We start from the raw sequence: 22,420 nt of genomic DNA, 5'->3' as shown, positions 1-22,420 counted from the left end.
CCGGAGATCGCATCTCTAGTCCGACGCCTCCCTCGTGGAGGCGTTTCTCTTTGGGGGCGTCATTGCTGCTTGTGAGCTTCACAGCGATCCCTCCGCCGGCACCGCGCGCTTCAGCAACTGCTGCAGATCGAGATTGACACTGGTGACGGCCCAGTCCGGCTCCTGGGTGAAGGGGCGCCGGATGTAGTGCGGCCCGTCGACGCTGTCGCCGTCCACGTTCACCACCGCCAGCAGGAACTTTTCTTGCTGGTTCAGCCCGTATAGGATTTCGTTGCGCGTCACCGTAACCGAGCTGGCGCCCTTCACGCGCCCCTTCACTTCGACATGGCGTGGCGGCAGCAGGCGACCATCGGCAGCCTGGCGCAGCGCAGTGATGTCCCAGCCGCACTTTTGCGCGGACACGTCGACGACCTCATGCCCAAGCGCTCGCTCGGCGGCCATCACGGCCTCCATGGCCAGGCGCTCCACACGGGCACGCGCGGCGGCATCGGCCGACCAGCCGGGTTCGCCGCGGCGCTGGGCCAGCAGACCCGCCGGGATGACCAACGCGCCGCCGAGCACCACGGGCGTGGACGAAATGACGTGTCGCATGGCCTGCAGCTCGGCCGTGCGCGACTGCAGGCGGGCAGTGAGCTCATCGAGCGTGCGCAGCGCGTTGTCGTAGTTGAGCCGCGGCTGCTTCCCCGCAGCCACATCGTCCTTGAGCTTGATAGCCCGGTCTTGCCAGAAGTTGATCTCCTTGACCAGGCGCTCGTGAACAGCCGTGAGGGTCTTGTCAGCGGCCGTCTCGCGTCGCTTCTTGATCTCGTCGAAGTGCTCCGGCGCCAAGTGAGAGCTGGCATGCGCAAGCGCTTGTGCCTCCAGGTCCCGGGCGATCCAGGGCGCCGCCATGAGGTCGCTCACCAGGGCCAGATCGTCTGCACCCAGCGGCGCCAGGTCAAGGTGGGGCGCCCAGCCGGCGTGGCGCGCCTGGCCCTGCGGGTCGATCTCGACGAATTGCAGCCGACGGGAGACCACCCGCCCCGCGTCAGCGCCCTCGCGCACGCTGTGGTCCAGGATGAACATCACCCGCGGAGTGACGCCCATGTCCGATGGCGCCAGAAGCACCGCGCCCTGCTTGAGCTTGTTGCGGTGCTGCTCCAGCACCATGTCCGTCACGGCCTGCATCAGCGGGTGACCCGGGTGGATCAGGCTGGCCATGGGTGAGCTGGCGCGCTCTGCGACGCGCAGGTGCTGCTTCTCGAAGCAGATGCGCTCGTAGCGGCGCAGCACGGGGTCTACATTCCGGCGGTCGCGGCCGGACAACAGGCGATCACGCTCGCGGATGCTGGCCGGGACGTGGCTGATCTCCCAGCGGCCGGTCTCACGCGGTCGCAATTCACCACCAACCTGCTGAAACGCCTGGGTGAAGAACGCTCGCACGAAGTAGGGCTGCAGGCGACGGGCTTCGGCCTTTTCCATCTCTTCGCGGACGGCGAACAGGCGCTTGGGGTCCATCACCTCTTCGCAAAGCGCGTTGCGTTGGAGGATTTCTTTGAGGTGCCGGGTGTCGAGCGCGCCTTCGACCTTCTTGCGCAGCCGGGCCTGGACCTGGGGATCGTCACCGTAGCGGATGGCCTCGATCAGCAGATCACGCAAGCTCATTTCCTCGAAGATCTCGCCGAGCACATCGAAAACCTTACCCTTGAGCGTCGCCCGGGCGACCTCCATCTTCTCGAACAGCTTGTGAAACACGTCGCCCTCGCGGGTTTCGTTGGCCACCAGGTTCCAAAGGTGGCACACCTCGGTCTGCCCGATCCGGTGGATGCGGCCGAAGCGCTGCTCAAGCCGGTTCGGATTCCAGGGCAGGTCGTAATTGACCATCAGGTTGGCGTTCTGCAGGTTCACGCCTTCGCCGGCCGCGTCGGTCGCCACCAGCACGCGGGTGGCCAGGTCATTGCGGAACAGCTCCTGTACCTTGCGCCGGTCCTCGCGCCTAACGCCGCCGTGAATGACGACGACGGCCTCCTCGCTCCCCAGCAGACCACGGATCTTGCCGGTCAGGTAGTCCAGCGTGTCCTTGTGCTCGGTGAACAGGATGAGCTTGCGCTGACGGCCCGACGCGTCGTGCATCTCGGGCGTCTTCTGGAGCAGTGACGACAGCTCTTCCCACTTCTTATCCAGACCGGAATGCTCGACCTGGCGCGCCTGGTCTTCCAGCGCCTGCAGGCTGATGATTTCCGCCTCCAGTTCCTGGATGGTCTGCGACGCAGTCGCCTGGTCGACCACTTCTTCTTCGAAGTTTTCGTAGGCCTCGGCGGACATGGCCTCCGACGCATCCCAAACGTCGTCAGCCTCCATCGCAGGCGTCACCACGTCGGAGAGGACTGACCCTCGCTGCCGAAGCTTTTCGTTTTCGACGCGCCGCGTCAGCTTGAGCCGCCTGCGGTGCAGCGACTGGTGGATGGCCTTCGGGCTGGAAGCCAGGCGCCGCTGCAATGAGGTGAGCGCAAAGCCGACCGTGCCCTTGCGCGCGCCGTCCTGCAGCTTGTCGGCGCGGTTCATCTCCTCGCGGACGTAGGTCGTGACGGCGTTGTAGAGCGCTGCTTCCTGCTCGGAGAGCTTGTAGTTGACGGTGTAGGCGCGTCGCTCGGGGAAGAGCAGCGTGCCGTCAAACTTGAGAAGCTCTTCCTTCACCATGCGCCGCATGAGGTCGGTGACGTCCACCTTGTGGGCTCCGTCACGGAACTTGCCGTAGAAGCGGTCGCTGTCCAGCAGCGACATGAAGAGCTGAAAGTCTTCTTCCTTGCCGTTGTGCGGCGTGGCCGTCATCAACAGGAAGTGGCGGGTGATGGAGCCCAGCAGCTCGCCCAGTTGGAAACGCCTGGTCTTGTTGACCTTCTGGCCAAAGTAGTTGGCCGACAGCTTGTGGGCTTCGTCGCAGACCACCAGGTCCCAGTGCGACAGGCGCAGCTTGTCGAGCAATTCATCGCTGCGCGCCAACTGATCGACACGCGCGATCAGGAGATCGAGATCGTCGAACGGATTGCCGGATCGCGATTGTTCGATCTGGTCGCGGCTGAAGATGTTGAAGGCCAGGCCAAACTTCTCGTGGAGTTCATCCTGCCACTGCTCGACCAGGCTGCCGGGCGCCACGATCAAGATGCGCTTGGCATCCGCGCGCATCAGGAGCTCGCGAATCAGCAAGCCGGCCATGATCGTCTTGCCCGCACCTGGATCGTCTGCCAGCACGTAGCGCAGGGGCTGGCGAGGCAACATGGATTCGTAGACCGCCGTGATCTGGTGCGGCAGCGGTTCGACGTTGGACGTGTGCACCGCCATCATCGGGTCGAACAGGTGCGCTAGGTCGATGCGCAGCGCTTCTACGCCGAGCTTGAAGCACTCACCATCCGCATCGAACGCCCACGGGCGGCCTGCGTCTGCCAGGCCCAGTGTGGCCTCGTCCTGACGAAACAGCATGCGTTCATGCAGCGTGCCGTCCGGCGTCTTGTAGTAGACCGTCAGCGCGTTGTCACCAATAGGCTCGGTGGTCACGATGCGCACCACTTGGCCCGGCTCCAGGCCGGCCACTGTGGCGTTCTTCTTGATGTCTTCGAGCTTCAGCAAATGTTCTCTCCCTTCGGCGCTTCGTGCGGCGGTCAGTCCGCGCTGTAGCCCGGCGCGAGAGCCAGGTTCTCGACGCCAGCCAGCATCAGCCGGTTGCGCAGCCACAGGTGGAACTCCGGCCCGCGCAGACGGTGATCCGCCGAACAATCGACGTTCATGCGCCTAAGCAGGTAGCCCGCTACGGCGGCCCTCGTGCGGACGGTCAAGACGCCGCCCACCATGCCAAATTCGGCCTCGATCGTGTCGGGGTGCTTCACGTTGGCCGGGTGCGGCACGCACTCGAGATCGACCAGGCGCTGCCACTGCGCATCCTGGTCCAGGGCTTCGTCGTCGGTGCGCTCCGAACTCGAAGTCTCTACGTCGGCGATGCGTGCGATGACGAAGTCTCGGAACGAGGCGGAGCGGCGATCAAAGGCCCGGATGTGCCAGCGGTGACCATCGTTGGCCAGAGCCAGGGGCGCGATTTCGCGTGTCGTCAGCCCACTGGTGAGCGACCGATAGGTTATCCGCACGATCCGCGCGTGATGAATGCCACGGGTTAAGGTGCCCAACACGTCCAGCGGGATCGCCTGCGGCGCCACTGCACTGGCATTCGGGACGGGCGCACGGCCTCGGGCCGGCGTGGCATCGCCAACGCCCTCGACAAGCCATGCGAGCACGCGTGGGGCGCTGTGGTCAAAAAGGGGCTGGAAGCGGTCCGTCCGAACATATGCCCGGGTCGATCCATCGAGCAGCATGTTCTCAGGGGCCAGTTCGCGGTACGCCGCCAGGTCGCGGGTGGCGGCAGCGGTCTGAATCTCGAACCGGGTGACTAGATCGCCGCGACGGATCTCTCCGAAAAACTGCAGACGCAGATCGACGTGCGCCAGCCTATCGCGCTGTGCAAGTGACATAGAAGCCAAGCTTGTCATGTGCAATCAAATCCCAAACAGTCCTCAAGATCGCCATTAGAGATCAAATTGATCTTAAACGAAAATCTTTTGGGTCGCATGATGGGTACCAGCTCTATTTTCACAACCACAGCTGACTCTCGGGGAAATTTGAGTGGCCAGCGGGGCTGACTAAAGTCCCGGCCGCGGTGCCGCACCATTAGCGCCGGAGACTACTTGGGAATCGTGCCTTAAAAAATGGTGCTCGACTCGCACCAGCTCCCGGACGAACAGCAAGGACGAGACGGCCGCTTCGCAGGCCTAGATTCGTTCAAGAATCCTGCGCTGCTCCCGCAACATTTGGTTTGCCTTGCGAACCAAATCGCGCGTCTCGCGCCACACACCACCTTTAAATGCATTCTGCGAGGTCGCAGCCCTACCTGCGGCGCTCTTTGGGCCGGTAGAGCGGGTCCATGGTTGCCATTGACGGATCAGCTCTGCCTGTCGCGCCCGACGCTCGGGCGTCCACCCTGTTCGCTTGCTCATCGTCGTCTTCCAATAGTCCGTTTTTCTCGACTCCCGAGCTTCTCGCGCGCGCGTCGAAGGTTGCGCGTTCGACGCCATTGTTGACCTGCTGCGCGCCGTGAGCGATGTTGGCTTGCTTCACAAAAGTCGGTTGCCTTGGACACTTGAGGTCGACCAGTGTCTGCAGGGTGGCCCTGCTTTGAGCTTGGGCCTTGAACGCCATCGTCATGAAGATCTGGTGGTTAGGCAAGTGCTGCTGGCGGGATGCTTTGAGTGCAAAGCTGGTGAACAAGGTCTGCAAGGCTGTGGCCTGGGCGAGCAGCATGGCTTCAAGATGACTCATGTCACCGGCCTTGACCGCCTGGATGGAGCCTTCGAGGCAATCCATCATCGCGCCAATGTCGACGTCTTCCCCCATGACCTCCTTCTTGAACGCGTCGACGACAAGTAGAGAGTTCACCTCGGGGCGAAGTGCGGCTCGCCCCTTGGCCTCCCGACCGGCCTCAGCGCAGTCGCTCATCGGAGCCGAAGTGCCGGGGTCTGGTTCCCGAGTCTTGGTCATCGCTCCTCCTCGCGCCCAGCATTGGGCCGATCCCCGTACGCTTTCTTGAGATGACCCAGAAGATCGCCCCGAAGGTGAGGCGGAGTGTGGAGAACGTCTTCGCGCATTTGCTCACGGGCGGACTCAGTGTCATTCCATGCGTCGCATACGCGCATCGCTGCCTGCAAGAGCTCGCTTGTGAGAAGCGCTGACTTTTGAATGCAGTCGATCAATGCCTGTTTTTGGGCCAGTACCGCGACTCGCTGCTCGGCCGTAAGCCGCCCTGCAGGAACAACAATGCCGTTTCCATCTGGGGTGAGTGACGGAGTGATGCCGCATTCGAGTAGTTCGTAAAGGAGAACTTCGGCGTTCATAGCACCTCCATGCCACCGGCTTCGTCGAGTTCAACTTGCTCAACTTGCTCAACTTGTTCAACTTGCTCAACTTGTTCAACTTGTTCAACTTGTTCAACTTGTTCAACTTGCTCAACTTGCTCAACTTGCTCAGTCACCACGTGCTGGACAGTGCGTCCTGTTCGTTCTTCTTCGGCAGGCAACTCCCAGGTCCAGCAACCTGGGCGCTTCCGCTTTTCCAATCCGAGATGCTCGGAGGCCCTCCGAACCGTAGCCCACGCAATACCGGCGGACTTGGCTTCTGCCGCGATCACATTGGAAGGAGTCGGTCCTTTACCCAAAATTTCAATCAGTAATGCTTTGGCGGCGTCGCGCCTTCTTCCAACGCCATGTTCTTCTGATGTCGGCTCAGTGAGCAAAGCGCGTGCGGTTCCTCCAACTGCCGGCCCCCATTCCACACGAGAGGCTTGAATGCCAGGCAGAGGCTCAACTTGATCGAGCCTATATTCGAACCCTCCATCGTCCGGTCCAATATTGCTTTTGCTGCGGGCCAAGACTCGACGGACTTCGCCGTCCTTACCGCTGACCTGGGCGGCGACAAGAACCACGCGTGCCACGGCCGCAAATGCCACCGAACCGATGACGCGCTGAGTGGGATCCCCACCCTGCCCGCCTTTGGCAAAGTGTGTAATGCCGAGTAAAGCAAAATGGTTATTTGCGGCAGCATCAACCAATGGCTGCAGTGCTCGGCGCACCTCAGTGTTTTTGTGACTGTCCCCCGTCACAACCGAAACCACTGGGTCAATAATCACAAGGCTCGCGCCGCCCGCACTAAGAATTGCGGTCGCCAGCTGCGGCATGTCACGCGCTGGGTCGAAAGGATGCACCCCGCCTTCGTCGCGCGTACCTTGCACAAAGTAGATCCGCGAGCGATCTCCTCCCGCTGCAAGGAAGCGCGGCAGTAGCGTATCAGCGGCATCGTCCTCGCCAGACCAGACGATCACATTGCCGGCTTCGCAGGGTGTCCCATCGGGCCAACGACCACCAACGGTCACGATGGCCGCGAACGCACCAACAGCAATCGTTGTCTTCCCTTGTCCAGGTGCGCCGGCCAGGATGTGTATCTTCCCTAGTGCCAGCCAGTCGCGCCACAGCCACTGCATCGGCTTCGGCTTTAGGTCGCATCCGCGAGCAAGAACCACGCCCGGCGTCGCGTACGTCATGCCCAGCGTATTCCGTCCAGTTTTCTCGTCGGCATCAAGCTCTTCGACAAGTTTGTTGTAGTCAGACCTCATCGGTATGCCTCCGCCAATCGATTCATGCGATTCGCAGCTGTCAGCAGGCGCGTCCGATCGATTTCTGTCAGGCCGACGCCTTGAGAAACATTTCCTGCTGCAACGGCCACGAGCATCGCCTCGAAACTCAGCACCTCTAAGGCAGCGCGCGGCGGCAGCGGTGAGGGCTTCCTGCGATGCTCAGACTTGCCATCGTCAACCCATGCGCCCAAAACCTTTGCGGCATCTAAAAACTCCAGCCCATTTGCCTGCATGTGATACGCAAGTACATCCCCACCCTTGGTGAGACACGCCATGCAGATCCAGGCACCGTTAACGACATTAACGCGCATCGAGTCAGAGCCACCATGAAAATCACAGGAGGTGGTTTTCCATTTGGCTGAACGCGGCCCTTTGAGGACGAGGCCCCGGTCCTCAAAATAGGTCGTGGGCTCAGGGAGGCGGGTCCTGTCGAAACTCATGTTTCCACCCCAAGCAGTCGGCGGAGGTCAATCACCTTCCAAGCAAGACGCCGATTGATGCGCAGCGGGCGAAGCGGACCATCTTCGTGGCAAGCCCAACCTCGCAGAGTTTGAGCGCGTCGATGAAGGTAGTAGGCAGCCTGTTCCGTCGGGACGGTTGGAAGCGTCACCTGCTCCAGTGGCTGGAACTCTTTAACGGGTTTGGCGCAAGGGCCATCTGTGCTTTGTCTGTGCGCGGTCGCGAGTGTCATCGCATCTCCAAAATGAGATGCCACGAGAACTTGTGGTTCAGCGGTCAATGACCGTATAGCCGCGACAAACGCGCACTACACCCAAGCCCTCTTCAAAGCACTCCTGCGCAAATCCGGCGGGTTATGTTGATCTGGTTAGCGACCAAAATCAACGCGAGGGCATGGTAAACGAAACAGAACAATGTTGGGAACAAATTTTTGCGAAGGCCTCGAGCACCTGGCTGGCAGATGGGTGTCTGTCACGCAGTTGTACCCCGCATGCGCGCGTGCCCAAATCATTTGCGCGCACCAGGTGCTGTGTACTGTGCAGCTCGCGCTCTACGAAGCCTCCAAGAATGAAAACCTTGGACTGTCAGTTCCGACTTGGGTCGTGACCAACACTGTTCTCCTATCGACTGTTGACCACGTGCAGCTTGCCCGGTTCGGCTTCGCGCTCAAACTTCACCCCAGCCAGCGCCAGAATGTAAGCCTCTATCTGCTCATGAAAAGGGCGCAGGGCGTCCGTGCTACGAGGGCGATAGCCCTCGGCGGTAGCGCTTGGCTTGTGTCCCATGACTTGAGCGATGGCCCCTGCAGGCGCCCCAGCCGCCTCACCCAACAGCGAGAACGAGCGTCGCAAGCCGTGGATGGTGAGGCCATCGATCGACGCGCTCTTCAATGCTAGGGCGTGACTGGCGCGAGCGTCAGCAATGCGACCTACCTTGCCAGTGCTGACGAAAACGTATTCGCTAGAGCGTGGCATGGTCGCCAGCAGTTGCGCCATGTATGGCGTAAGTGGAATGGTGCGGGTGTCATCCACCTTGTCGGCGAGGGTCAGCTTACGCCACAGGAAGTCCACATTTGCCCATGTCAACGCGGCCAGCTCTTCACGCCGTGCGCCAGTTAGAAGCAAGGCACGAAGATACACTGACGCGGTGCGGTTGTTCAGTTGTTCCACGCCAGCCCACCAGCCGGGAATCTGGGCGGCTTCAAGCGCGTCGGTGCGGCGTGTGTTGCTCGGCAGACTTTCCACGATGGCAGCAGCGCGCCCGGCATCCCGGTCGGTCAACTTGCGATATGCCGGTTGGGAGCTACACCAACGAAGGAAACCCCGGAACATCATCAATGCTCGAGCGGCCTGATGCTTGCCCTTCGTTGCTTCGCAATCGAACCAACTTTTCAGACTGTCCTCGTTCACACCGGCCAACGGCAACGCCAGCAGCGGAAACAGCGGTCCCGGTCGGGTCCGACCCTCACCCCGCTTTTTCTCTACACCACCCGGCGCCGCCATCGCTTCCAAGTCGGCGCGGTAACGAGGCTTCCAGGCGTCGCGGCGCTTAGGCTTGCCATTGGCAAGATAGAGAGGCCACACCTCACCCACAGTAATTGCCTCTGCGGCGCTGGCCGCCACCTTCGCAGCTCGGTCCGCGACCTGTTGACGCTCAAGCTCGCGGGGGTCAATGCCAGTGTCCACCAGCATTTTGAGCCGCTTCGCCTCACCTCGGGCCTTCTCGATGGGCCAGTCGGCAGCGGTCCCGACATTGATGCGGATGGTCGCACCTACAAGCCTGGCCTCAAACACATAAGTCTTGCGACCCGTGGGCGTGACGCGCAGCGCCAGCGTGGGGGTTTCGGTGTCCCAGAGAAATGCCTGGGACTTGCCTGCCGGACAGGCGAAATCAGCCACCCGCCCAACCGTCAAACGAACCCTGCTCTTTTGCTGCTTCATGGTGCCTCGTGAATCTGTAGGCAATCTGTAGGCAACTTCAGTCGAAACTGCCGAACAAAAATCAACGCAAGAGCTGCTTAAGCATCCAGCAAATCTCTTTCAAGCCGTTGATTTTTATAGAGTATATCAACACCACTCAACAAGGATAAATGTAGATATCCTGTCATTCGTAATGAGAAGGTCGGGTGTTCGATTCATCTCTCCGGCACCAACAAACGCTGAAAAGCCCGCCATGAACTTCATGGCGGGCTTTTTGTCTTGAGGCCCCCGCAGGCTCGCTGCAATGGGGCCAGGCGGCATTGGCGCTACGCGAAACGGGCCGGCGAGAACGGCCTCACGTCCACACGCGGCGCGGCGCCCGTCATCATTGCCGCCAGCAGTTCCCCGGTCACCGGCCCCAGGGTGAATCCCTGGTGCCCATGCCCGAAGGCGCACCACAGGCCGGGCACCGAGGGCACGGCGCCGAACACGGGTTTCATGTCCGGCAGGCAGGGGCGCGTGCCCATCCAGGGCTCGGGGTCCACGCGTTCACCCAGCGGGAAGCTGCGGCGCGCGACCTTCTCCGCGGCATCGATCTGCACGGGGGTTCGCGGTGCGTCGACGTTCGCGAGCTCGGCGCCGGTGGTGAGCCGCAGGCCGTCCTTCATGGGCGCAACCACGTAGCCGTATTCGGCGTCGATCACCGTGCTGTTCAAGGCTTTGCCCGGCAGGGGCGCGTAGTGCATGTGGTACCCGCGCTTGGGGATCATGGGGGCCGTGTAGCCAAAGCGCGAGGTGAGCCCCAGGGTCCAGGGGCCCAGCGCCACGACCACCTGCTTTGCCGAGAGCGTGCGCCCGTCGGCCGTGTCCACCTGCCACCCGGCCGACCCGCTGGATCGAAGGCCCAGGGCGTCGCCCAGGTGCACCGCGCCGCCGCGCCGTTCGAACAGGTGCGCGTAGGCCTGCACCAGGTCGCCCGGGCTGCGGATGGCCACGGGGTCGGTCCAGCGCACCGCCCCCGCGAATTCGCCCTCCAGCGCAGGCTCTTCGCGAGCCACGTCCGCGCCCGTGAGCTTGAGGTGATGCACCCCGGCACGGGCGCGCTCATCGGCCACCTCGAAGAAGCCGTGCAATTCACGCTCGCTGCGGTAAAGCATGAGGTAGCCCTGGCCGGCCACAAGATGCTCGGCGCCGGCGTCGCGCATCAGCGACGCGTGCGTGTCCAGCGAGAGCGCAATCAAGGTCTCGTACTCACGCGAGATCCGCTGGTAAGGGTCAGGTGCCGAGTTGCGGTAGTAGGTCCACAGCGGGCCCAGCATGCGCGCGGCATCGCCGGCGTGGTAGCGCACGTCGACGCGCCGGTTGGTCGCGCCGGACAACAGGAATCCGAGGTCGCGCGGCAAGGCATAGGGCGCGATCGCTTCGCGCTGGATGATGCCCGCATTGCCGTAGGACGTTTCGAGCCCGGGTGCGCGGCGATCGAGCAAGGCGACGGACTGGCCCCTGGCCTGCAGGTGCAGCGCGCAGCCGACCCCCACCATGCCCGCGCCGAGAACGATGATGTCGTGTGTCATGGTGCGATTCATTCTAGTTGCTGCCTTTTTCATGGCACGGCGATGACAGCCCTGGCACGCCGCAGGGGCATCTGTTGTATCTCGGGGCAAACCCTCTTGCGGCAGGTCGATGTCACGGAGTTTTCGTGCGGCTTCGATGAAATACGAAGGACTTCCTGCATGGTGCAGGGAGCAAGGGGCCTGCACCGGCCCCCGTGCAATTTCATCGGAGCATCTACATGAAGAAGAGCCTCGTCGCTCTGGCCGTTCTGGCCACCACGGGCGCCGCCATGGCGCAGTCCAACGTCACGCTGTACGGCCGCATCGACACCTCGGTCGGCTCCAACAAGGTCAACGGCGTGAGCACCACGCAGATGTTCAGCGGCAACCTGTCGTCCACCCGCTGGGGCCTGCGCGGCAGCGAAGACCTGGGCGGCGGCCTCAAGGCCATCTTCGGTCTGGAGCAGGGCTTTGACAGCAGCAACGGCACGCAAGCCGCCGGCAGCGCGTTCGATCGCATGTCCATCGTCGGCCTCAGCGGCGGCTTCGGCACGCTCAAGCTCGGCCGTCACGACACCTCGTTCGACGACATCCGCGACCTGAGCGTGAGCAGCAACCTGTGGGACTCGGAATTCAGCCCGACCAAGATCGCCTACACCGCCGGTGTGGCCGATTACTCGAGCCGCGCGAGCAACCAGCTGCGCTACGAATCGCCCTCTTTAGGCGGCTTCAGCCTCGGCGCCAGCTACGGCCTGGACGAGGATTCGACCGTGAAGGCCGACACCACCGCGTTCAACCTGCGTTACCGCGCCGGCAACCTCGACGTGGGCGTGGGCTACCAAGAGCAGAAGGCCAACAACCGCGAGTACACCACCGTGGGTGGCGCGTACAACTTTGGGGTGGCCCGCGTGTCGGCAGGCTACAACCGCGCTGAAATCAAGAACGGCGCCAAGGCCAATGGCTACGCCATCGGCGTGAACGTGCCCGTGGGCAACCTGGACTTCTCGGTGGGTTACGCCTACAGCAAGGCCGAGAACACCGCCGGCGCCACGACCGCCAAGGGTTCTGCGCTGTCCGCCGGCGTGACCTACGCCTTGTCCAAGCGCACCCGCCTGTACGGCGCCTACCTCGACGGCGACGTGGAGAACGGCGCTGGCGTCACCACGACCGACCGCCGCATGTACTCGGTCGGCGTGCGCCACGACTTCTGATTTCCCGCTTTCGCGTTACTTCCTGCCTTTTCCAAGGTTTCATGCCCTGCGGCCGGCTTCGGCCGCAGGGCTTTTTGCCTTGCGCGAAGGGCGGTCCATCCAGCGGCACCGGGCAACCGGCTTTGCCGGACCTCGGGTGTCGCCCCCTTCAGAGGCTGGCGCGCCGCAGGCGACGCGAGAGGGGGCTCACTGCATGCCCGGGTTGCCGTCCATGCCGACGATGCGCGGGGTGTTGATCTTCACGCCCTTGATGACCTTCTTGTCGCGCAGGTAGCCCGAGACCACGTCCCAGATGGGCTCGCCCTTGGCGCCTTCCTGCACCGAGGCCCAGCCAGCGACCTTGTAGGTCTTGCCGGCCTCGATCGGCTTGCCCTTGAGCATCATGTTGTTGATGCGCTGGCCCATCGCGGCCTTGGGCGAGACCGTGTACTGCATGCCCCCCACGCGCACCATGTCGCCACCCTGCTGGTAGTAGGGGTCGGGGTTGAAGATGTTGTCGGCCACGTCTTCGAGGATGGTCTTGATCTGCTCACCCGTGAACTCGTTGAGCGTGGTGGCGGGGTAGGTCATGGCCATCTGGTCCATCATGCGCTCGTAGGTGATGGTGTCGCCCGGCAGCAGCGAGGTGCCCCAGCGCACGCCCGGCGAGAAGGCGATGTCGGCGCCCTTGTTCTGCATCAGCGCATCACAGATGACCTGGTCCCACGAACCGTTAAAGTTGCCGCGGCGGTACAGCAGCTCTTCGGTGACCGCGAGCTTCTCGTCGAGCTTGTCCTTGTAGGGCGCGCGGACCTTGTCGATGTAGGCCTGCATCTCGGCATCGGCCGGCAGCAGGTTGGAAAACACCGGCATCAGCTTGTAGCGGAAGTCCTGCACCTTGCCGCCGCGCACGTCGAAGTCGAGCACGCCCACGAATTTGCTGTTGGAGCCGGCGTTGGTCACCAGGGTCTGGCCACCACCGTTCTTCACGATGGTGGGCGCGGGCATGCCGTCGTGCGTGTGGCCGCCGAGGATGGCGTCAATGCCGCGCACGCGCGAGGCCATCTTGATGTCGACGTCCATGCCGTTGTGGGAGAGCACCACGACGACCTGCGCGCCCTTGCCGCGCGCTTCATCCACCATCTTCTGCATGTGCTCGTCCTGGATGCCGAAGGTCCAGTCGGGCACCATGTAGCGCGGGTTGGCGATGGGGGTGTAGGGGAAGGCCTGGCCGATGACGGCCACCTGCACGCCATTCATTTCGCGCAGCGCGTAGGGCTTGAACACGAGGTCTTCGAAGTCGGTGGTCTTGACGTTCTGCGCGAGGAATTCCATGTTCCCCTTGAAGTCCTTCTCCACGATTTCCTGCACGCGCTTGGCGCCGAAGGTGAACTCCCAGTGAGGCGTCATCATGTTCACGCCCAGCAGTTTGCAGGCATCGACCATGTCCTGGCCGTTGGTCCACAACGAGGTGGCCGAACCCTGCCAGGTGTCGCCACCGTCGAGCAGCAGCGCGTGCGGGCGGCTGGCGCGCAACTGCTTGATCAGCGTGGCCATGTGCGCGAAGCCGCCCACCTTGCCGTAAGTCTTTGCGGCCTGGCTGAAGTTGAGGTACGAAAACGCGTGCGCGTTCGCGGTGCCCGGCTTGATGTTGAAATGTTTGAGCAGCTTCTCGCCCACGATGTGCGGCGGGCGCCCCACCGCATCGGCCACGCCGAGGTTCACGCTGGGCTCGCGGAAGTAGATCGGCTGCAACTGGGCGTGGCAGTCGGTGAAGTGCAGGAAGCTCACGTTGCCAAACGTTGGCACCTCGTACAGCTTTTCACCCGCGCCGGGCGCAGCGGCCAGCACGTCGCGGTGGTTCAGGGCCATGCCGGTGGCACTGGCCACGGCGAGCACCTGCATGAATTCACGGCGACTGAAACTCATCTCTGTCCTTGATTGATAACTGATGACTGATATTTGAGCGAAATTTTTTTGAAGGGCCCCGGCCGCTGTGTGCGGCCGGGGCCCGATCGCTCTACTTGTTGACGGGCGAGGCGGGGTCCAGCAGCAGGGCCATCACGTCCTTGAGCTGCTTCTCGTTGAGGATGCCCTTGTGGCCCACCCGCGGCATCTGCGAGCAGGCGTTGTAGGCGCGCGAGTTCCACAGCTTGCCCCAGGTGTATTCCACGATGGCCTTGCCACCGGCGCTGTTCGGGTCGGTGACGCCGCGCAGCTTGCCGTAGTTGTACAGGCTCGGGCCCAGCGTGCCGAAGGAGATTTCCTCCTTGCTGATCTGGTGGCAGTTGTAGCAGTTGCCGCCGTTGGCATCGCCGGCCTTGTCGGTCCAGGTCAGGCCGCGCCCGCTCTGGGCGATCTTCTCGCCCTCTTTCCAGTCGCCAAGGAACTTGCCGTCGCTGGGCCACTTCACGGTCTTCATGTTGGCGGCTTCGATGGCCTTGGCCACGGTCGGGTCGATCGTCTTGCCCGCCACGTCGGCGGCCGCGCATTCGCGGTTGGCGTCGTCCTGCACCAGGCGGTCCACCTTGGCGATGCCGCGGTCCTGGAAGGAGTTCTTGATGATGTCGGCGGTGGCCTTGTCGTACTCGGCGGCCGAGGGGGACACGGTGCACGCGGACAGCGCGAGGGCCGCCACGGGCAGCAGGGCGAAGGCAATGGCTTTGTTCATGTTCGGTGTCTCCGGTTCAGCGCTTGATGGCAGGCACGATCGACTCAGCGGTCTTGGCGTTCACGCCCATGTAGACACCGAGTGCAATGGTCGCGTCGCTGCCGAACTTGGGCTCGGGAAAGCGCTGCTGGCGGAAACAGTCGTTCAGGCGCAGCTGCATGCCCCACATTTGCGAGTTGGACACGCGGTAGGCCGGCCAGGCCGCGAAGCCGATGCCGTCGCCCGGGTTCTTGGTGAGGTTGGGCAGGTCCTGCAGCCGGATGCGCTTGTCGCTCTCGCCATGGCAGGAGGCGCAGGAGAAATCGTGGGTGCCGCCGCGCGTGAAGAACATGCGCTTGCCAGCTTCGTACATCAGCTTTTCCTGCGCGTGCGACTGCGGCAGGTTGAAGCGCATGCCCTTGGAGGCGGTCGCCACATAAGTGGCCAGGGCCGTCACGTTGGCCATCTCACCGCGGCCAAATGGCGTCTTGGCAATCTCCGCACCGTTGAAGCCCTGCAGGGTTTCCATGCAGGTGATCAGGCGCGTCTCCAGGTCCTGCACGCGGCCGGTGTCCTTGAAGAAGCGCGGCATCTCGACGAAGGCGCCTTTGATCACGCCGGGACCTTTGCCCAGGTCGCACTGCTCCAGCGATGCGTTTTTCGGACCCCGTTTCTGTTTCCAGAGTTCTTCACCCTTCATCTCGAACAGCTCGGCAGGGTTGCCGTCCTGCAGCATCTCCCGGTACTTCGCGATGCCGTCGGCAGTCGCATCCTGGGCGTGCGCGATGCCCAGTCCTGCAGACAGGGCCGCAACAGCCAGCAGGCGGTGGGACAGATGGTGCTTCATGGGGTCTCCTCTTTATCGTGGTGAGAAATCGAAAAACGGCCAGGCTGTGAAGACTGGCCGTTCATGCCTGCGCGTGGCTCAGGCGATCGTGGCTTCGTCGGTCCGCGTGTCGCCCTTGGTATCGACCCACTTCACCGTGACCTTGTCACCCTTGGCAGCGCCCTTGAACTTGAACGAGAGGAAGGGGTTCTGTGCCACCGAGCCGGTGAACAGCGAACTCAGCACAACCTTGCCGTTGTGCGTGGCTTCCACTTCCTTGATGAAGTGGGCGGGAATGAGAGCGCCAGCGGCGTCGCGGCGCGTGCCGGGCTCCATGACGTGGGACATGAGGATGCGAACGGTGGTTTCGTCACCGGCGAGGGCGGCGCGGATGCGCATCGGATCGGCCATGATGGACTCCTGGGTATCTGTAAATGGTTGGCTTGGAAGGACGTCGGGATCGGGGGGCGATCAGCCGCCGCAACCACCCAGCGTGACCTTGGTTTCCTTGGTGGCCGAGAAAAGCTTGCCGTCGGCCTTGACCACGGCAATCACGTTGCTGCTCTGACCCATCTTCAGGCGGGTCTGCACGTCGGGCGCAGTGCCGGCCGGAATGATGAAACCGCACGACAGGGGCATGGGGTTCTTCTCGACGATCAGGTAGATCTCGGTGGTGTTGGGCAGCTTGCTGGTGGCGCCCACAGGCACCACGGCGCCGTTTTCAGCGATGTCCGGTGCGACCACGGTGACCTGGTCGCTGTTGGCGGGCGTGCCGCCCACGGCCTTGAGCGCCTCGGCCAGGGTCTTCACTTCGAAGCCGGCGCGGTCCACGGCGGCCTGAGCCTGGCCCTGGGTGATGACGCCCAGCGACACGAGTGTGGCGAACGCCCCGGTGGTCTTGAGGGCGACTCGGCGTGAGTTGTTCATGGGGAGCTCCTGGTGAGAATGAAAAAATGGGTTGAGTTTACTGGGGGGCCCCAGCAAGGATCCAGCCGGCAAGCAGTTTGAGCTCGTCGTCTTTCAGATTCGGTTGTGGGGGCATGGGCACCGGGCCGTACAAGCCCGAACCGCCGGACTTGATGCGTGCCGCCACCGCCTCCAGCGCTCCCGCCTGTCCTTTGTGCTTGGCGGCCACGTCCTTGAAGGCGGGGCCGACCAGCTTCTTGTCCACCGCGTGGCAGGCCATGCAGGCGCTCTTGGTCGCCAGGGCCTTGGCGGCGGCGGCGTCCTGGGCGTGGGCACCCGCGCTCCAGAGCGCACCAGATGCTGCCAGGCACAGCAGGATCGATTTCATGGACATAGCGTAAGGTCTCCTTGTCGTGGGGGGAATGGGGTTTACGAGTAAATGCAAATATTTAGAAGCATACTCAAAGGGCCCATGGGCAGCGCCCGCCGGGCCCTTTGAGGCGCGCGCTTACTTGGCGCCGTCGGCGATCCATTTGGCGATGGCGGCCGCCTCGGCTGCGCTCAATTGGGGCTGCGCGGGCATGGGCACGGCGCCGAACACCCCCACGCCGCCTTCGCGGATCTTCACGGCGAGGTAGGCTTCCAGGCGCTCCTGGCCTTTGTGCTTCTTCGCGATCTCGGTAAAGCCCGGACCCACGATCTTCTGCGACATGCCGTGGCAAGCCGTGCAGCTGTTGGCCGCGAGCAGGGCTTTCACGTCACCGCCTGCAGGCTTGGCGGCAGCGACCACCACGGTCGGCTTGGAACCGCTGCCCACGGGTGCCGTGGGCGCTGGCTTGGTGGTGTCGGCGCCGCGCACCGGGCCGATCACGCGGTTCTGCTCCTGGATGTTGCCGTGCGCGTCGCGCGCGAAGTCGGGCAGCGAAGAGCGGATGGTCGGCTCCACCGGGCAATCCTTCATGCAGGCCACGTTCTTGACGTCGCCCTTGCCTTCGAGTTTCCACAGCGGCTCGTAAAACACCATGCCGTTGCGGTTGGGCATGCGCTTTTGCACCTCGGCAATGTTCTGGTCGCTCAGGGTGAAGTCGGCCGGTACCACCTCGGCCAGGCTCAGCAGGTAGGCCGTCACAGCGTAGACCTCGTCGGTCTTGAGCGTCTTGGGCGCGTTCCAGGGCATGGCGCGGTTGATGTAGTCCCACAGCGTCGAGAGCGTGGCCACCTTCATCATGGTGGTCTTCTGCGGGAAGCTGCTGCCGGGTTCGAGGTTCTTCACGCGGCCACGTTCGATGTCGGCCTTGGTGGTGCCGCCCACGATGGGGGTGAACACCTCGTTCGACTCGCCGAAGCTGCCATGGCAGGACGCGCACTGCGCCTCCCACACCTGCTCGCCCAGAGCCACCGAGCCCGCGCCCTTGGGCAGGCCCTTGAAATCGGGACGCACATCGATGTCCCAGGCCTTCACCTCGGCCTGGGTGGCATCGCGGCCCAGGTCGTGCCAGGGCTTGGTCTGCGCCAACGCGCTGCCGGAGCAAACCATGGCGAGCGACGCGAGGACAACACCAGAAACAACGCGGAACCGGCTTGGCCGGGCCGCAGGTGTTGCCCCCTGGAGGGGGGCGCGCAAAGCGCGGCGGGGGGTCGTCATATCAGTACACCTGGACATTGGAGACTTCGCCGTTTTCAGCGACGCGCCATGACTGGATGGCGTTCTGGTGGTAGATCGAGCGCGTGCCGCGAACGGCGCGCAGCTGGTTGATCTTGGGTTGCACATAGCCCGTGCTGTCGATCGCGCGGCTTTGCAGCACGGCGGGCTTGCCGTCCCAGACCCAGTCGATGTTGAAGCGCGTCAGCGCCTTGGGCAGGATCGGGCCTTCCAGCCGCGCGGTGCGCCAGTTGCGCCCACCGTCGGTGCTGACATCCACGCGCTTGATGGCGCCACGGCCCGACCAGGCCAGGCCGGTCACGTTGTAGTAGCCCTTGTCCAACAGCGTCTGGCTGCCCGAGGGCGTGGTGATCACGCTCTTGCATTCCTGAATGCCGGTGTACTGGCGGTGCGTGCCGTCGGGCATGTGGTCGATGTAGTGCACCGCCTCGTCCTTGGTGGCCCACTTCTGGTCCCCGACTTCCAGGCGGCGCAGGTACTTCACCCAGCTCACGCCCTGGATGCCCGGCACCACCAGGCGAAGCGGATAGCCGTTCTCGGGGCGCAGCATCTCGCCATTCATGGCCCAGGCCACCAGGCAGTCATCCATTGCGCGGTCGATGTCGATGGTGCGCGTCATCGACGAGCCGTCGGCGCCTTCGGCCAGCACGTACTTGCCGTTCTTCTTGTCGTATCCGCACATCTCCAGCAGGGTGGAGAGCAGCACGCCGGTGAACTCGGAGCAGCTCACCATGCCGTGCGTGTACTGCACGGAGGGCAGCGCCACATTGCCCCACTCCGGCGCGGAGTTGGCGCCACACTCGATGAAGTGGATGCGCGAGACGCTGGGCAGGCGCATCAGGTCGTCCATGGTGAAGACGCGCTCGCGCTTGACCAGGCCATTGACCATCAGGCGGTGCTGGGAGGGGTCGATGTCCCACCAGCCCTGGTGGTGGCGCTCGAAATGAAGGCCGCTGGGCGTGATGATGCCGAACAGGCCCTGCAGCGGTGTGAAGCTCACCGAGGCCTGGGGCACGCGGGTGAGGCCCGGGCTCTGGCGGCGCTGCAGGTTGCTTTCCCATTTGCTGGGCATCCCGTAGCCCAGCGTGGCCACGGGCTGGCCCAGGCCGGTGCTGTGTGCAGGGAGCTTGAGGATCGCGTCCTCGCCATCGGCGGCCAAGGCGCGCGTGCTGGCTGCGGCGCTGGTCACGGCGCCTGCGCCCATGGCGAGGGCCTTGCCCATGAAGCTGCGGCGGGCCTTGCGTGCCTGCTCCAGCTTCTCGGTGCTCAGGTGGTTTTCCGGGGCGGGCAGAACGCGCCCGATGACGTCACTCAGGTCTTTGGACACGGTGGGATTTCCTTGTGGGGTGGGCGATGGCCTGTCGCCTTGGATGTGGGACTATATGAGTGATTGCTGATATTCGGATTAGTAGAAACCCGTAACCCCAAGGGTTAACACGGTAAAGCACTCCTCAGCCCCGCTGCTAGCATGAACCATCGAAATATGCGTACTTACGGATAGTTAGGCGCAACAAGAGGCGTCTGCTACAGTTTTGGATGCACTTACATTTCAACACCCCACTGGAGACCACGATGGTGAAAACAATGAAATGGCTGACCGCGGGCGTGCTCTGCGCCGCCGCCATGGGGGCACAAGCCCAGGTCAATCAGATCAAGGTGTGGGCTGCGGCCTGTGCCAACTGCCATGGCACCGATGGCCGGGCCCAGGCAGGCGCCATCTCGCTCGCAGGCCAGGGCAAGGACGACCTCCTGCAGAAGCTGCTGGAGTTCAAGGCCGGCAAGCGGCCCGCGACCATCATGCACCAGCTCGCCAAGGGCTACACCGATGAACAGCTGGCCGATATCGCCGGTTATTTCGCTGCACAGAAGAAGTAAGGAGCCCCTGCCATGAAACGCCGTCAATTCGTTCAAACGCTGGGGGCCGGTTCGGCCGTGGCCAGCCTGGGTCTCCTGAGTGGCTGCGCCACCACCGGCAGCGGCGCCAAGGTCGTCGTGGTCGGTGGCGGCTACGGTGGCGCCACCGCCGCCAAATACGTGCGCATGTTCTCCGACTACGGCATCGATGTGACCCTGGTCGAGCCCAACGCGGCCTTTGTCTCCTGCCCGATTTCCAACCTGGTGCTCGGTGGCCACAAGACCATGGCCGACATCACCACGCCGTACGACAACCTGAGCAAGCGCCACGGTGTGAAGGTGGTGCGCGACATGGTGTCCAGCATCGACCCGGCCAAGCACACCGTGAAGCTGGCCAGTGGTGGCGAACTGCCCTACGACCGCCTGATCCTCTCGCCGGGCATCGACTTCATGTGGGACACCCTGCCCGGCATGGGCAGGCCTGGTGCCGCCGACAAGGTGCTGCACGCCTGGAAGGCCGGCCCGCAGACGCTGGCGCTGCGCCAGCAGCTCGAGGCCATGCCCGATGGCGGTGTGTATGCGCTGTCCATCCCGCTGGCGCCCTACCGCTGCCCGCCCGGCCCCTACGAGCGCGCCTGCATGGTGGCGAGCTACTTCAAGAAAGCCAAGCCCAGGAGCAAGGTCGTCATCTTCGACGCCAACGACGACATCACCTCGAAAAAGGGCCTGTTCATGAAGGCCTGGGACGAGCACTACAAGGGCCTGATCGAATACCGACCCAAGCACAAGCTGGTGGATGTGGACGCTGCCACGAACACCCTGAAGTTCGAGTTCAACGACGACTTCAAAGCCAGCGTGGCCAACGTCCTGCCTGCGCAGCGCGCAGGCGAGATCGCGGTGAAAACCGGCCTGGCCACCGCCAACGCGCGCTGGTGCGAAGTGGACTTCCTGACCTTTGAATCGAAGGCTGCGAAGCACATCCACGTGCTGGGCGACGCGATCCAGATCGCCCCGGGCATGCCCAAGTCGGGCCACATGGCCAACCAGCACGGCAAGACCTGCGCTGCCGCCGTGGTCTCGCTGCTGCAAGGCAAGGAGGCGCCTTCGCTGCCGATCTACGCCAACACCTGCTACAGCTTCGTCACCGCGACCGACGTGGTGCACGTGGCCAGCGTGCACAAGTACGACGCGGCGCAGAAGACCATGCTGACGGTGCCCGGCTCGGGTGGCCTGTCCAGCGCGGCCAGCGAACTCGAAGGCCAATACGCCATGGCCTGGGCGCGCAACATCTGGGCCGATTCGCTGGCCTGAGGCCGCCGCACGCCAGCAGCCCCGCTCGCGGGGCTTTTTCTTGCCCCGTCCACACCAGGGAGTTCCATGAAACGCCGGTCGTTCGCCTCGCTCGCCCTCCTCCCCCTGTTCACCCGGCCCGCCTCGGCGGCCGAGCGCATCGGTGTGCTGATGCTGCACGGCAAGAACCCGGGCGGACCCGCCAGCCCGCAGTACCAACCGGTGAAGACGGCGATGGAACAGCAGGGCTGGCTGGTCTCGCTGCCAGACATGCCCTGGTCGCGCAACCGCTACCTGCAAGGCCACTGGGATGGCGCCATGGCCGAGGTGGCGCAGCACGTGAAAGCCTTGCAGGATCAGGGCGCCACGCGCATCGTGATCTGGGGCCACAGCATGGGCGTGCCCGCCGCCATGAGCCACGCCGCCCGCGGCGGTGTGGCCCACGCGCTGGTGCTGATGGCACCGGGCCACGTCCCGCGCGGCTACTTCACCTCGCCCAGCCTCGCGCCGGTGCGCGACAGCATCCAGAGCGCCCGCGAGCTGCTGGCCGCCGGCAAGGGCGACGAGACGCAGCGTTTCCTGGACATCAACCAGGGCCGGCAACAGCCGGTGGTCACCACCGCGAAGAACTTTCTCTCGTACTTCGACCCCGAGTCCGACGCCGACATGGGTGTGACGGCGCCGAGGCTGCCCCCGGGCCTGCCCGTGCTGACCGCCATCGGGGAAAAAGACCCCCTGTTCTCCCGCGTGCGGGCCTACTACGTGGACCGCCTGCCGGCCAACCCGAAAACGCAACTGCTGGAAGTCCCGGGCGGCCACCTGGAGACACCCCAGGTGGCGCTCGACCAGGTCATGCAGTGGATTCCCCAGGCTCTCGGGGCCTGAGCCGTATACTTCGTC

General features: G+C 63.7%; 20 protein-coding genes. 4 read left to right on the top strand and 16 right to left on the bottom strand.

Features of this window, described 5'->3' with window-relative positions; genetic code table 11:
• Window positions 1-78: 78 nt before the first annotated feature.
• The 8 genes from KIT86_RS03345 to KIT86_RS03305 form a co-directional block, all read right to left on the bottom strand.
• Window positions 79-3,606: a helicase-related protein gene (locus tag KIT86_RS03345; protein WP_297395133.1), complete on the bottom strand. Its 3,528-nt coding sequence runs from the start codon at window positions 3,604-3,606 to the stop codon at window positions 79-81.
• Between the two features lie 32 nt (window positions 3,607-3,638).
• Window positions 3,639-4,499: a WYL domain-containing protein gene (locus KIT86_RS03340; protein ID WP_297395043.1), complete on the bottom strand. Its 861-nt coding sequence runs from the start codon at window positions 4,497-4,499 to the stop codon at window positions 3,639-3,641.
• A gap of 412 nt (window positions 4,500-4,911) precedes the next feature.
• Window positions 4,912-5,460, bottom strand: coding sequence for a hypothetical protein (locus KIT86_RS03335; RefSeq protein WP_297395042.1), 549 nt, complete (start codon window positions 5,458-5,460; stop codon window positions 4,912-4,914).
• Between the two features lie 98 nt (window positions 5,461-5,558).
• Entirely contained in the window at window positions 5,559-5,915 is a 357-nt protein-coding gene (locus KIT86_RS03330) for a hypothetical protein (RefSeq protein ID WP_297395040.1), read from the bottom strand.
• Entirely contained in the window at window positions 5,912-7,189 is a 1,278-nt protein-coding gene (locus tag KIT86_RS03325; RefSeq protein WP_367185417.1) for an AAA family ATPase, read from the bottom strand. The genes KIT86_RS03330 and KIT86_RS03325 overlap by 4 nt, the downstream gene beginning before the upstream one ends.
• Window positions 7,186-7,650, bottom strand: a complete 465-nt coding sequence (locus KIT86_RS03320; protein WP_297395038.1) for a CHC2 zinc finger domain-containing protein — start codon at window positions 7,648-7,650, stop codon at window positions 7,186-7,188. Before KIT86_RS03320 ends, KIT86_RS03325 begins: the two co-directional genes overlap by 4 nt.
• 639 nt (window positions 7,651-8,289) lie before the next feature.
• Window positions 8,290-9,609, bottom strand: a complete 1,320-nt coding sequence (locus KIT86_RS03310; protein WP_297395035.1) for an integrase family protein — start codon at window positions 9,607-9,609, stop codon at window positions 8,290-8,292.
• A 305-nt stretch (window positions 9,610-9,914) separates the two neighbouring features.
• Window positions 9,915-11,162, bottom strand: coding sequence for an FAD-binding oxidoreductase (locus KIT86_RS03305; protein ID WP_297395033.1), 1,248 nt, complete (start codon window positions 11,160-11,162; stop codon window positions 9,915-9,917).
• A 218-nt stretch (window positions 11,163-11,380) separates the two neighbouring features.
• Here KIT86_RS03305 and KIT86_RS03300 point away from each other — a divergent pair, with 218 nt between their 5' ends.
• Complete coding sequence (locus KIT86_RS03300; RefSeq protein ID WP_297395031.1) at window positions 11,381-12,352, top strand: porin; 972 nt, start codon at window positions 11,381-11,383, stop codon at window positions 12,350-12,352.
• Between the two features lie 186 nt (window positions 12,353-12,538).
• On the opposite strand, the gene soxB is transcribed toward KIT86_RS03300, so the two are convergent.
• The 8 genes from soxB to soxC form a co-directional block, all read right to left on the bottom strand.
• Window positions 12,539-14,260, bottom strand: a complete 1,722-nt coding sequence (soxB, locus tag KIT86_RS03295) for a thiosulfohydrolase SoxB (protein WP_297395029.1) — start codon at window positions 14,258-14,260, stop codon at window positions 12,539-12,541.
• A gap of 91 nt (window positions 14,261-14,351) precedes the next feature.
• Window positions 14,352-15,002: a sulfur oxidation c-type cytochrome SoxX gene (gene soxX / locus KIT86_RS03290; protein WP_297395027.1), complete on the bottom strand. Its 651-nt coding sequence runs from the start codon at window positions 15,000-15,002 to the stop codon at window positions 14,352-14,354.
• A 16-nt stretch (window positions 15,003-15,018) separates the two neighbouring features.
• The gene (gene soxA, locus KIT86_RS03285) at window positions 15,019-15,828 is read right to left on the bottom strand and encodes a sulfur oxidation c-type cytochrome SoxA (RefSeq protein ID WP_297395025.1); all 810 of its coding nucleotides are present in this window, start codon (window positions 15,826-15,828) and stop codon (window positions 15,019-15,021) included.
• A gap of 78 nt (window positions 15,829-15,906) precedes the next feature.
• Window positions 15,907-16,218: a thiosulfate oxidation carrier complex protein SoxZ gene (gene soxZ / locus KIT86_RS03280; RefSeq protein ID WP_297395023.1), complete on the bottom strand. Its 312-nt coding sequence runs from the start codon at window positions 16,216-16,218 to the stop codon at window positions 15,907-15,909.
• 60 nt (window positions 16,219-16,278) lie between these two features.
• Window positions 16,279-16,734, bottom strand: a complete 456-nt coding sequence (gene soxY, locus KIT86_RS03275; protein WP_297395022.1) for a thiosulfate oxidation carrier protein SoxY — start codon at window positions 16,732-16,734, stop codon at window positions 16,279-16,281.
• A 37-nt stretch (window positions 16,735-16,771) separates the two neighbouring features.
• On the bottom strand, window positions 16,772-17,101 hold the full coding sequence (locus tag KIT86_RS03270) for a c-type cytochrome (RefSeq protein ID WP_297395130.1): 330 nt from the start codon (window positions 17,099-17,101) through the stop codon (window positions 16,772-16,774).
• Between the two features lie 120 nt (window positions 17,102-17,221).
• Window positions 17,222-18,250, bottom strand: a complete 1,029-nt coding sequence (locus tag KIT86_RS03265) for a c-type cytochrome (RefSeq protein WP_297395020.1) — start codon at window positions 18,248-18,250, stop codon at window positions 17,222-17,224.
• A gap of 109 nt (window positions 18,251-18,359) precedes the next feature.
• Window positions 18,360-19,703: a sulfite dehydrogenase gene (soxC, locus tag KIT86_RS03260; protein WP_297395018.1), complete on the bottom strand. Its 1,344-nt coding sequence runs from the start codon at window positions 19,701-19,703 to the stop codon at window positions 18,360-18,362.
• 245 nt (window positions 19,704-19,948) lie between these two features.
• Between soxC and KIT86_RS03255 the strand changes: the two genes are divergently transcribed.
• From KIT86_RS03255 to KIT86_RS03245, 3 genes are all read left to right on the top strand, one after another.
• Complete coding sequence (locus KIT86_RS03255) at window positions 19,949-20,251, top strand: c-type cytochrome (RefSeq protein ID WP_297395017.1); 303 nt, start codon at window positions 19,949-19,951, stop codon at window positions 20,249-20,251.
• A gap of 12 nt (window positions 20,252-20,263) precedes the next feature.
• A complete protein-coding gene (locus tag KIT86_RS03250) occupies window positions 20,264-21,541 on the top strand; it encodes an NAD(P)/FAD-dependent oxidoreductase (RefSeq protein WP_297395015.1) in 1,278 nt (425 codons plus the stop codon).
• Window positions 21,542-21,607: 66 nt separating this feature from the next.
• A complete protein-coding gene (locus tag KIT86_RS03245; protein ID WP_297395013.1) occupies window positions 21,608-22,405 on the top strand; it encodes an alpha/beta hydrolase in 798 nt (265 codons plus the stop codon).
• Window positions 22,406-22,420: the final 15 nt, after the last annotated feature.

The organism is Hydrogenophaga sp. (assembly GCF_026125825.1).
Classification (GTDB): Bacteria; Pseudomonadota; Gammaproteobacteria; order Burkholderiales; family Burkholderiaceae_C; genus Hydrogenophaga.
The sequence above is the reverse complement of the archived record's forward strand: the minus strand, read 5'-3'. Positions and strand labels throughout refer to the sequence as shown.

Bases quoted from the DNA above. Each gene is read 5' to 3' on its own strand.
- KIT86_RS03265 (WP_297395020.1), bottom strand. From the start codon at position 18,250: ATGGTTTGCTCCGGCAGCGCGTTGGCGCAGACCAAGCCCTGGCACGAC.
- KIT86_RS03250 (WP_297395015.1), top strand. From the start codon at position 20,264: ATGAAACGCCGTCAATTCGTTCAAACGCTGGGGGCCGGTTCGGCCGTG.
- KIT86_RS03255 (WP_297395017.1), top strand. From the start codon at position 19,949: ATGGTGAAAACAATGAAATGGCTGACCGCGGGCGTGCTCTGCGCCGCC.
- KIT86_RS03340 (WP_297395043.1), bottom strand. From the start codon at position 4,499: ATGTCACTTGCACAGCGCGATAGGCTGGCGCACGTCGATCTGCGTCTG.
- KIT86_RS03320 (WP_297395038.1), bottom strand. From the start codon at position 7,650: ATGAGTTTCGACAGGACCCGCCTCCCTGAGCCCACGACCTATTTTGAG.
- soxY (WP_297395022.1), bottom strand. From the start codon at position 16,734: ATGAACAACTCACGCCGAGTCGCCCTCAAGACCACCGGGGCGTTCGCC.
- KIT86_RS03305 (WP_297395033.1), bottom strand. From the start codon at position 11,162: ATGACACACGACATCATCGTTCTCGGCGCGGGCATGGTGGGGGTCGGC.
- KIT86_RS03270 (WP_297395130.1), bottom strand. From the start codon at position 17,101: ATGAAATCGATCCTGCTGTGCCTGGCAGCATCTGGTGCGCTCTGGAGC.
- soxA (WP_297395025.1), bottom strand. From the start codon at position 15,828: ATGAAGCACCATCTGTCCCACCGCCTGCTGGCTGTTGCGGCCCTGTCT.
- soxB (WP_297395029.1), bottom strand. From the start codon at position 14,260: ATGAGTTTCAGTCGCCGTGAATTCATGCAGGTGCTCGCCGTGGCCAGT.
- KIT86_RS03310 (WP_297395035.1), bottom strand. From the start codon at position 9,609: ATGAAGCAGCAAAAGAGCAGGGTTCGTTTGACGGTTGGGCGGGTGGCT.
- KIT86_RS03245 (WP_297395013.1), top strand. From the start codon at position 21,608: ATGAAACGCCGGTCGTTCGCCTCGCTCGCCCTCCTCCCCCTGTTCACC.
- soxX (WP_297395027.1), bottom strand. From the start codon at position 15,002: ATGAACAAAGCCATTGCCTTCGCCCTGCTGCCCGTGGCGGCCCTCGCG.
- soxZ (WP_297395023.1), bottom strand. From the start codon at position 16,218: ATGGCCGATCCGATGCGCATCCGCGCCGCCCTCGCCGGTGACGAAACC.
- KIT86_RS03325 (WP_367185417.1), bottom strand. From the start codon at position 7,189: ATGAGGTCTGACTACAACAAACTTGTCGAAGAGCTTGATGCCGACGAG.
- KIT86_RS03300 (WP_297395031.1), top strand. From the start codon at position 11,381: ATGAAGAAGAGCCTCGTCGCTCTGGCCGTTCTGGCCACCACGGGCGCC.
- KIT86_RS03330 (WP_297395040.1), bottom strand. From the start codon at position 5,915: ATGAACGCCGAAGTTCTCCTTTACGAACTACTCGAATGCGGCATCACT.